We start from the raw sequence: 207 nt of genomic DNA, 5'->3' as shown, positions 1-207 counted from the left end.
ACGGGTGAGCTTTCATGCCTTACAAGGCGAGACTGAAGACGGGTGAGGCGCGCAAACGAGCCAAGCCGCGCTATGCGGTCACGAACGCGCATGAGTACAACGAGAGCCTGAAGCGGCGCGGGCAACTGAGCCTGTATGGTGCCGAGGGCGACCTGAAGGCGCTGTTCATCAACGACACGCCCTACCCGAAGGGCGTGTCGGGCCAGG

At 63.3% G+C, this 207-nt stretch carries 1 protein-coding gene; it reads left to right on the top strand.

Annotated features, from left to right (window positions below; translation table 11 throughout):
• Window positions 1-14 precede the first annotated feature (14 nt).
• Window positions 15-207, top strand: a 193-nt coding sequence (locus GWC77_RS29100) for a hypothetical protein (protein WP_217283485.1), incomplete at its 3' end; no start/stop codon positions are given.

The organism is Paraburkholderia sp. NMBU_R16 (assembly GCF_013282575.1).
Classification (GTDB): Bacteria; Pseudomonadota; Gammaproteobacteria; order Burkholderiales; family Burkholderiaceae; genus Trinickia.
Note: the sequence above shows the minus strand (reverse complement) of the source record. Positions and strands in the feature narration are given on the sequence as shown.